This window comes from Streptomyces sp. FH025 (genome assembly GCF_017427025.1).
Lineage (GTDB): Bacteria > Actinomycetota > Actinomycetes > Streptomycetales > Streptomycetaceae > Kitasatospora.
This window is the reverse complement of record NZ_JAFLNG010000296.1, coordinates 1-9,050: the sequence shown is the minus strand read 5'-3', so window position 1 is coordinate 9,050 and position 9,050 is coordinate 1. Positions and strand designations below refer to the sequence as shown.

The window sequence follows — 9,050 nt, the reverse complement described above, 5'->3', positions numbered from 1 at the left end:
CGCCCCCTGGGCCGACCTCGCCGCGGGCCGCTCGGCCGGCTGGACGCCCATGCTCGCGGCGCCCCTCACCGGAGTGCCCCGCGCGCGGCGCCCGCGCCGTACGGCGGCGGCCCCGGTCGCGCCCGCCGAGCGGGTCGCCGCCTTCCGGGCCGGCGGCTCCCCGAACGCCTACCGGCTCGCCTGCCACCTGGCGGCGGCTCCGCTGAGCCTGCCGGTGATGCGGCTGGTCCAGCGGGCCACGGTGCCGGACTCGGGGCAGCGGGAGCTGGCGGAGCTGTTCCTGTCCGGGCTGCTGGAGGTCCGGGCCGCCTCGGCCGACCCCGACGAGGTGGTGTACGACTTCGTCGACGGCGTACGGGAGGAACTGCTCGCGGAGTTGACGCGCAGCGAGTCGGTGCGGGTCCTGGAACACGTGCTCGCCAAGGTCTCCGGTCGGGTCGCGGCCACCTTCGGCGGGACGCTCGACTTCCGCGCCCTGGCTTCCTCGGTACGGGGCGGGTCCCAACCCCTGCCGGAGCGCAGCCGCCCCTTCGCGGAGGTCGCGGCCGCGGTACTGGCCGGAGCGGGCGGCCAACACGCCTCGATCGCAAGGGTGTTGGGCGGGACGGCAGGTCAGTCGGTGATCCGGCGGGAGCTGCTCACACCGGTGCGGCCCATTGTCAGCCCGCCGGACCCGCCGCGCATGATCGGACGGAAGAGCGAACTCGCCTGGCTCACCCGGGAGTGCGAACGCGCTCTGCCTCAACACGGCCTCCTGCGGCCGACGATGGCGGTGGTCGTGGGCGACCTCGGCCTGGGCAGACGCCGTCTCATCCAGGAGTACGTGCAGCGCCACGGCGAGCGCCACTCCTTCGTCCACTGGATCGACGGCTGGAGCTCCGAATCGCTGCAGGCAGGGCTGGACCAGCTGCGCGCCGCGCTCAGCCCCGCCGACCGTTCGGCGGACGTGCCGCTGGCCGCGCTGGTCGCCGGCCACCCGGGCTGGTTGATCGTCGTCGACGACCTGAGGCCGGGCGTCCGCACCCGGTCCGGCAGGGACTCCTCCGACCTCTTCGGCCTGGCCGCCCCGGGCCAGGGCTGCGTGATCGTCACCACCGACTCGATCGACTCGCTGGCCGTCCCACGGACGACCAGGTTCGTCACCCTGCACCGGTTCACCGAGGCCGAGCTGCGCGGAGAGATCCGCGCCAGGCTCGGAGACGACTACGCGCGGATCGAGCACTCGGAGGAGCTCCGGCAACTGCTCGACCAGATGCCCGGGCGCCCGGACGAGTTGGCCGCCTGGAACCTCGACGAGAGGCTGGCCGAGCTGCTCGCACCCGGGGGAGACGGCGCGGAGCAGTCCGGCTCCCTCCGCGCTCTCACGAGCTTCCGGCTGCCCTGGCGGGTCGTGGCGATGGCGGCGGTGCCGCGCCCCGAGGGGCCCGACCACCTGGCCGTCCACGGTGCGGACGGCCTGGTCCACTTCATCGACGCGGCGCACGGATCGGAGGTGGCGCCCCCGCTGCGTCTCGCCACCGGCGGCCCCGAGGTCGTCGCCATGGCCGCGCTGGGGCACCACAGCCCGCGATCCGTCATCTGCACGGTGGACGCCGACCGGCAACTCAGCTTTTGGGACGGCACGGACGGCTCGCTCATCAGTCGCTACGAGAGGCTCCCGTGGCAGCCGGTGGCGATGGCCGCGCACACCCACTCGGACGGTCGGGTGTACGTCCTGATCACCGACGCCGGACGCTACGTGCAGCTGTGGGACGCGGACGCCGGAGTCCCGGTCGTCTACCTGCGGCGCCTCGACGGACACCAGCTCCTGACGGTCACCTCGGTGCCGCACGCCGACGGTTCGTCGATCCTGCTCGGAGTCGACGGCCAGGGGCTGATCCGTCGATGGGCCCCCGGCGACCTCTTCGACGCCGGCCCCGGCATCGCCGGCCACGTCGACCACCTCCGGACGAAGGCGGTCGTCGGCATCACCGGTGACGAACACCGTCTGGTCGTCGCCACCGTCGCGGACCGCGAGAACCTCGTCCAGGTCTGGGAGCTGTCGGGCAGCCGGCGAAGCGAGACCGAACGCCGGCTCGTCGCCTGGCACTTCCGCCGGGTCGCACCGATCGGCCAGGGCAGCGCGGGCACGATCTGGCGCGGCCGGGACGAACGCGACGGCTCGACGGTCGTGATCAAGACGTTCGACGGGAGCTGGGTGCGGTCCCGGGGCTGGCAGCCGGAGTGGTTCCGGGACCGGGTCGACATGCTGGGGTCCCTCGACCACCCGGGCATCGTCGCCTTCCTCGCCGCCGGAGCCGAGCACGACCAGCTTCACCTGGTGCTGGAATTCGTCGACGGGCCGAACCTCAGGAGCGTGCTGGCCAGGAGACGCCTCTCCGTGCGCAACGCCGCGATGATCGGCGAGGCCGTGGCGGAGGCGCTCGGCCACCTCCACAGCCGCCGCATCGTGCACGGCAAGGTCAAGTCCTCCAACATCCTCCTCCGCCCGGACGGTGGTCCGGCGCTCTGCGACTTCGGCTTCGACGAGGAATCGCGGCCGGCCGACGACCTCCACGCCCTCGGCCGTCTGCTGTACGAGATGCTGGCGGACGTGCGGCCTCCGGACGAGCGGACGCCGCCCCCTCCGAGCGCGTTCAGGCCTGGCGTACCGGAGGCCCTGGACGCTCTCGTCCTCGAACTGCTGCGGGAGGAAGCGGATCTGCGGCCGTCGGCGGCCGAGGTCGCCAGGAGGATCTCCACCTCGGGAGTCCAGGGAGGGCCCGCCGCGCCATCGGGTTCGGACGGGACGCCGCCCGTGCCCGACCGGCGCCGCCTGCGGTACTCGCTGCTCGGACCGCTGCGGGCCTGGTGGAGCGAGGAGCCGCTGTCCCTCGGCTCGCCCCAGCAGCAGGCCGTCCTCGCGGCGCTGCTCCTGCACGCCCCGGCGCCGGTGTCCAACGCGAGCCTGGTCAACGCGGTCTGGGGCGAGCGGCCACCGCCGCAGGCCGTCGCGATGGTGCGCACCTACGTCTCCCGAATCCGTACGGTCCTGGGGGACAGGGCCAACCCCCGCAGACGGGCCGAGATCCTGCGGTCGGTGGGCGACGGCTACGCGATGACCGTGGCCCCGGGGGCGTTGGACGCGTCCGTCTTCGATTCCTGGATCGCCTCGGCGGCGGCGGCGGAGGCGGCCGGTGAGCTCCGTCCGGCACACGACGCACTGCGGTCCGCGCTCCTGCTCTGGCAGGGCCACGCGCTGGAGGGCGTGCCGGGGCCGTACGCCTCCTGGGAGCGCACGCGCCTGGCGGAGAAGCGGATGACCGCCTTGGAGGACCGGTACGCCGCCGCGCTGGGTCTCGGGTGGCACGATGAGGTCCTGGGGGAGCTCCGCCTGCTGGTGGCGGAACACCCGGTGCGCGAGCGGCTGTGCGCCCTGCTGATGCTGGCCCTGTACCGGTGCGGGCGCCGGGTCCAGGCGGTCGACACCTACGATCAGATCAGGGAGCGGCTGTCCCGGGAGTACGCCGTGGAGCCGTCCCCGGCACTGACGGCGTTGGCCGGGAAGATCTGGTCCGACCACCCCGACCTCCGGAAGCCCGGCAGCGTCAGGGCACTTCTCGATCCGCCGGAGGAGCCGTCCGTGGACGACGGTGCCGCCCCGTCCGGCTGACCACCCGAAAACCCGTCGCGCAGCCGACGCTCTTCCTCAGCCGCAGGGACGAGCCGGAGCCGGGGAAGTCCCGGTTGCACATCGACATCAACGCCACCGACCGCGATCAGGATGCCGAACTCAAACGCCTTTTGAAGCTCGGGGCGCGCCCGGCCGACATCGGCCAGACCGGCGACGAGTCGTGGCACGTGCTCGCCGACCCCGAGGGCAATGAGTTCTGCCTGCTGAAGGCTCGTCTCAACCCGCTCTGACGGCGCTCTGGGGTCAGGGCCGGGCGGCGAAGACCCAGCGGTTGGCCGCGAGGGTGTCGTTCGGGCCGGGGAGCGGGCCGCGTCCGTAGTGGCGGGTGAACTCGAAGGGCGTGTGGACGGCGGTCGTCCAGCCGCGTGCGGTCAGGTCGGCGGGGGTGTCGGGCCGGGGTTCGCTGTCGAAGAGGGCGAGCAGGTCGACGCCGATGCGCTCGCGGGTCGCGGTGTACACCGGGTTGTCGCGCACCGCCGCGGACTCCACGCCGAGCTTGGCCTCGTACGCCAGGGTGCTTCCGGGGGCGCTGAACCGGTCGACGGCCGCGACGAGTTCGCGCTCGGCCGCGCCGGGCAGGTAGAGCAGCAGGCCCTCGGCGAGCCAGGCGGTCGGCAGGTCGGGGCGGAAGCCGGCGGCGGTCAGGGCCGGGGACCAGTCGGTGCGGAAGTCGGCCTCGACCGCCACCCGGTGCGGCGCCGCCGGCGGGGTGCCGAGCCCGTCCAGGACGCGCTGTTTGAACGCCAGCACCTCCGGTCGGTCGACCTCGAAGACGGTGCGGCCGGGCGGCCAGTCGAGCCGGAGGGCGCGGGCGTCCAGGCCGGCCCCGAGCAGGACCACCTGGCGGGTGCCGAGGTGGGCGGCCCGTAGCAGCTGGTCGTCCAACGCCCGTGTGCGGAGGGCGAAGTAGCGGCCGAGCCGCCCCCACAGCGGGTCGGCATCGCCGCCCGGGACGTCCCGGGGGTGGACCGGCCAGTGCGCGGAGGCGGGGGCGGCGCGGACGAAGTGTTCGGCGTACGGGTCCCGGGCGAGCGGGTCGGGGCGGTGGGTCTCGATCGCTCGGGCGGCGGCGACCAGCAGGGCGGTCAGTCCGACGCCCGCGTTGACGCCGGTGCTGCCCTCCACGTTCGCGCGGACACCGGCGTTCACGTCTGAACCCACTAAACCCACGGTTGCTCCTGGTTCTGGGGGACGGCCGTCTCGGGAAGGATCGGCTCGGGAAGGGTCGGCTCGGGAAGGCTCGTCCAGACGGAGAGTTGGTCACGGGTGGTGACCCGGGCCCCGTAGACGCGGCCCATGAAGCTCAGCACGGCGTCGTCCGGCAGGTGCAGCGCCGCCGTGCAGTCGGCGAGCACGGTGATGTGGAAGCCTTTCTGGAACGCGGTGCGCGCGGTGCTGTCCACGCACACGTCCGCGAACACGCCCGCCATCACCAGGTGTTGGACGCCGCCACGGCGCAGATGGGACTCGAAGCCGGGGTTGAGGAAGGCGTCGAAGCAGGCGGCTTTGGTGAACACCGCCTCGCCCGGCTCCGGGGCCACGGCGTGGAACTCGGCGCCCCAGCTGCCGTCGAGGCACTTGGGGCGCTTGCCGAGCGCGGCGTCGCGGCGGCGCCAACTCGCGCCCTGGAGGGCGGGATCGCCGATGAAGCGGACGAACACCACCTCGGTGCCGTGGGCCCGGGCCGCCTCGACGGCCCGGGCGGTGTTGGCGGCGACGGTGGCGAGCCGGGTCGGGTCGCCGGGGTAGCGGGCGGCGGCCACCGGGCCGGTGCAGAAGTCGTTCTGGAGGTCGACGACGACCAGCGCCGTACGGCCCGCCGTACGGCCGGGCGGCGTGTTCATAAGCTCGCCCCGGTGCCGCCCGGGGCGTGGTCCACGGGCGTTCCGAGGACCAGCGCGTCGAGGACGGCGTCCACGACGGCCGTGGTGGATTGCCGCCCGCCCAGGTCGGGGGTGCGTACGCCCCGCCCGTCGGCGGCGGCGAGCGCGGCCTCGACGGCGGCCACGGCGCCCGCGCAGCCCGCGTGCCGCTCCGCGATCACGGCGGCGGCGCGCAGGGTGGCGACCGGGTTGACGGTGTCCTTGCCCGCGAGGTCGTCGGCGGAGCCGTGCACGGTCTGGTACTCGGTGAACTCGCCGAGGTCCGGGTGGAGGTGGACGTTCTCGGTGCAGCGGTTCTCCTGCCGTTCGGAGCCGTACCGGTCCAGCAGGACGACGTGCATGATGTCCGCCCACTCGTTGCCCGCCACGATCACCGTACGGTCCTCGGGGCCGTGCGTGATCAGGTTGCGGTTGACCGTGTCGGGCTGGAACAGCCCCACCTCGACGCCGAGTTGACCGGATATCCCGCGCACCCAGTCGTCCAGGGCGCCGTCCAGCAGGTGGAACTTGTAGGCCATGACGACCCGGGCGGGGCCGCCGTCCGGCCACTCCCGGCGGGCCCGGCGGACGGCGTACTCGAGTACCTTGAGGGTGATCTCGCGGCTGAACTCCATGGTGCGGGTGACCACGCCGGGGGAGTGCCGGTTCTCGCCGGTGTAGAAGCCCTGGGCCTCGTCCCGGACCAGCAGCAGTTCGGCCGTGCCGGCGCTGATCGGCTCGACCTTGACGGCCTGGAGGCGCCGGCGCACCAGGTACAGCGACTGGGCGTTGACGGCGGTGCGGAAGACGGCGGGGACGCCGCGCCGGGCCTGTTCGCGGCAGAACCGCTCGTAGTGCGCGGCGTCCTCCTCGGTCAGGTCGCGGATGCGCCCGATGTCCGCGACCTCCTGCCGGAGGGAGACGTAGGAGTGGTACGTCCGGGGCGAGCGGGCGATCTCCACCTCGGTGCCGTGGAGTTCGGCGATCCGGTGCAGGGCGCGCTCGAAGACGATCGCGAGCTCCGCGCCCGTTCCCCGGCCGACCGCGAGTGCGACGACGGGTTTCACGTGGCCTCCTCGGGCCGGTCGGGGTCGGTGGGTTCGGTGGTTCGGTGGGTCGAACCGGGTGCGGTCAGCCGACCAGGCGGTCGCCGGGGATGCCGGCCTTGTCCGGGGCGTAGTAGTCACGGATCCCGGCGGCCCAGGTGGTGACGGTGATCCGGTCCTCGGGGGTGGGGTCGAAGGCGTCGAAGAGGGCGTCGATGTTGGCGCGCTCGAAGCCGATCGCCGTCATCAGCGCGACGAACCGGGGCCGTTCGATCAGCCCGTCGCCGTCCGGGTCGCCGAGCGCGGCCAGCGCGTCGGCGAACTCGCCGGCGGTCGGTCCGAAGAGCTCGGGGGCGAGGACGAAGCCGGCGAACTCCTCGCGGCTGACCACGCCGTCGCCGTCGGCGTCCAACTCGTCGGCCAGGACGGTCCAGTAGCGGCGGAAGGCGGTGTCGATGGCCTGCTTCGCGGCCTCGTCGGAGTCGGCGGCGGCCGCGATCACGCGGTTCGACATCAGCTCGAAGTCCTCGGCCTCGATGACGCCGTTGCGGTTGGCGTCGAAGAGGGTGAAGACGAGGTCGATTCGCTGGGTGGCCTCGGTCAGCATGCGCCGCTCCCGGTTGTCGCGCGTTGGGGGGACATCGGGCGCCGGGGCCCGATGGGTCTCCCACTATCGAGGACGGCGTGGCGGCGGGTGGGTCGTGATCGTCGGGTTCACCTGATGGAGTGAAATCGGCTTAGCGGATGGGAAGTTCGGTTTGCGGAACGGGCGTTGGGATAACGGCGCGGACGTAGGGTCAACGCGCCGCGAGCCGCCAGTCGGCCGGTCCGAAGGGCGGGAGGTGCCCGGGCAGGCCGGGCGTCCAGCGCTTCGTCCCGTCCGGCAGCACGGCGAGCGCCTCGATGCCGGGCCGCCGGGCGGCCCACGCGAGCGCCCGGTCGGGGCCCATGGCGAAGGCGGCGGTGGCCCAGGCGTCGGTACGGGCGATGCCGGTGCCCGGGGCGCCGACCAGGGTGAGCGAGAGCAGGCCGTCCGCCGGGCGGCCGGTGTGCGGGTCGAGGATGTGCGCGCCGCGCTCGGCGGTGCCGGAGGTGGCCACCGCGAGGCCGTCGCCGCTCAGCACGGCGGTGAGCCGGTCGGGCTGCCGGGGGTCGGCGATGCCGACCCGCCACGGCCCGCCGGAGGTCTGCACGTCCCCGCCGCCGCTGACGCAGTACTGCCGGGCACCGGAGGCGCGCAGCAGTCCGGCAGCCTCCTCGACGGCCCAGCCCTTGACCCAGCCGCTGGGGTCGAGCCGCCCGCCCGGCCGCTCGGTGAAGTAGCCGTCGGTCTCCGCCGCGACCTCCCGGCAGGCGGCGAGCACCGTCCGGACGTCCGGATCGCAGTCCGCCAGGGCCAGTTCGCCCCGCCCGAGCCGGCTGACGTCGCTCTCCGGCCGGTAGGTCGAGAACACCGCGTCGATCCGGTGCAGCCGCTCGACGATCCGGCGCAGCACCGGTTCGGTGTCCGGCCCCGGGTCGCGGACGGCGATGGAGAAGACGGTGCCCATCACCGGCTCGGCGTGCCGCAGCACCGCGCCTCAGCCCTTCGCCCGGTCGAGGGCGCTCTGCAACGAGCGGACGTAGCCGTCGCTGGTGTAGGTGGCGCCGCTGACCACGTCTATCCGGGCGCTCTGCGCGGAGATCGCCTCCTGGTTGAGGACGGGCAGGGCGCTGGTGTTGATCTCGCGGTCCCGGCGGTCCTGGGTGGGGTACTTGACGACGTCGACGGCGGTGATCCGGCTCCCGGCGAGGGTGACCTGCACCTGCACCGGCCCGTAGCGGGTGTTCACGGTGTCCCCGCTGACCTTCCGGGTGGCACCGCCGGAGGCGGGGGCCGGTGCGGCGGACGGCGAGGACGCGGGGCCGGTCGCGCCACTGGAACCGGAACTGGAACCGGAACCGGAACTGGAACTGGAACTGGAACCGGAGCCGGAGCCGGAGCCGCTTCCGGAGCCCGGGCCGGCGGCGGAGGCCCCGGAGTCCGAGCCGGACCCGGCCCCCGAGCTGATCACCGGCGCGTTCCCGGCGGCCTGGTGCGGTTTGAGGGAGAGCAGCAGCACCACCCCGGCGGCGGTGGCGGCACTGGTGACGACGGCTCGACGCATGGCAGGACAACTCCTCGGTAGGTGGCGAAGGGTGGGGCTCAGAAGGCGAAGGACTCGTAGTGGATGCGCCCCGGCCGTACCCCCGCGGCCCGCAGCGCGCGCACGGCCTCCTCGGCCATCGGTTCCGGTCCGCACAGGTACACCTCGTGCTCGGCCAGGTCCGGCACGATCCGGGCCAGCGCGGCCCCGAGGTCCCCGACCTGCTGCCGCGAGCCGAGCAGCTCGTGCACCGCCGCGCCGCGCCGCCGGGCGACGTCGGCCAGCTCGGCCCGGAACAGCACGTCCTCGGCGCGCCGCGCCCGCTGGACCAGTGTGACCTCGC

7 protein-coding genes and 2 pseudogenes are annotated in these 9,050 nt (G+C 73.9%); 2 read left to right on the top strand and 7 right to left on the bottom strand.

Annotation, left to right across the window (positions count from 1 at the left end; translation table 11 throughout):
* Both J0670_RS20990 and J0670_RS20985 read left to right on the top strand, forming a co-directional pair.
* The coding region (locus tag J0670_RS20990; RefSeq protein ID WP_207813179.1) for a BTAD domain-containing putative transcriptional regulator at positions 1–3,652 on the top strand (3,652 nt) is incomplete at its 5' end.
* Between the two features lie 20 nt (positions 3,653–3,672).
* A pseudogene (locus J0670_RS20985) lies at positions 3,673–3,903 on the top strand (VOC family protein); the annotation flags it as partial.
* A gap of 13 nt (positions 3,904–3,916) precedes the next feature.
* Here the strand turns inward: J0670_RS20985 and J0670_RS20980 are convergent.
* The 7 genes and pseudogenes from J0670_RS20980 to J0670_RS20950 all read right to left on the bottom strand — a co-directional run.
* Entirely contained in the window at positions 3,917–4,834 is a 918-nt protein-coding gene (locus tag J0670_RS20980) for a class I SAM-dependent methyltransferase (protein WP_307806624.1), read from the bottom strand.
* Positions 4,834–5,517, bottom strand: coding sequence for a cysteine hydrolase family protein (locus J0670_RS20975; protein WP_207813178.1), 684 nt, complete (start codon positions 5,515–5,517; stop codon positions 4,834–4,836). Before J0670_RS20975 ends, J0670_RS20980 begins: the two co-directional genes overlap by 1 nt.
* Positions 5,514–6,602: an isocitrate/isopropylmalate family dehydrogenase gene (locus tag J0670_RS20970; protein ID WP_207813177.1), complete on the bottom strand. Its 1,089-nt coding sequence runs from the start codon at positions 6,600–6,602 to the stop codon at positions 5,514–5,516. Before J0670_RS20970 ends, J0670_RS20975 begins: the two co-directional genes overlap by 4 nt.
* A 64-nt stretch (positions 6,603–6,666) precedes the next feature.
* Positions 6,667–7,188: an EF-hand domain-containing protein gene (locus J0670_RS20965; RefSeq protein WP_207813176.1), complete on the bottom strand. Its 522-nt coding sequence runs from the start codon at positions 7,186–7,188 to the stop codon at positions 6,667–6,669.
* 190 nt (positions 7,189–7,378) lie between these two features.
* Positions 7,379–8,155: an FAD:protein FMN transferase gene (locus J0670_RS20960; RefSeq protein ID WP_307806623.1), complete on the bottom strand. Its 777-nt coding sequence runs from the start codon at positions 8,153–8,155 to the stop codon at positions 7,379–7,381.
* A gap of 6 nt (positions 8,156–8,161) precedes the next feature.
* Positions 8,162–8,728 carry an FMN-binding protein gene (locus tag J0670_RS20955; protein ID WP_207813175.1) on the bottom strand — a complete coding sequence of 189 codons (567 nt, stop codon included), beginning with the start codon at positions 8,726–8,728 and terminating at the stop codon, positions 8,162–8,164.
* A gap of 38 nt (positions 8,729–8,766) precedes the next feature.
* Positions 8,767–9,050: pseudogene (locus tag J0670_RS20950) on the bottom strand (ferric reductase); the annotation flags it as partial.

Coding starts and splice junctions, on each gene's coding strand:
- J0670_RS20975 (WP_207813178.1), bottom strand. CDS start 5,517: ATGAACACGCCGCCCGGCCGTACGGCGGGCCGTACGGCGCTGGTCGTC.
- J0670_RS20965 (WP_207813176.1), bottom strand. CDS start 7,188: ATGCTGACCGAGGCCACCCAGCGAATCGACCTCGTCTTCACCCTCTTC.
- J0670_RS20955 (WP_207813175.1), bottom strand. CDS start 8,728: ATGCGTCGAGCCGTCGTCACCAGTGCCGCCACCGCCGCCGGGGTGGTG.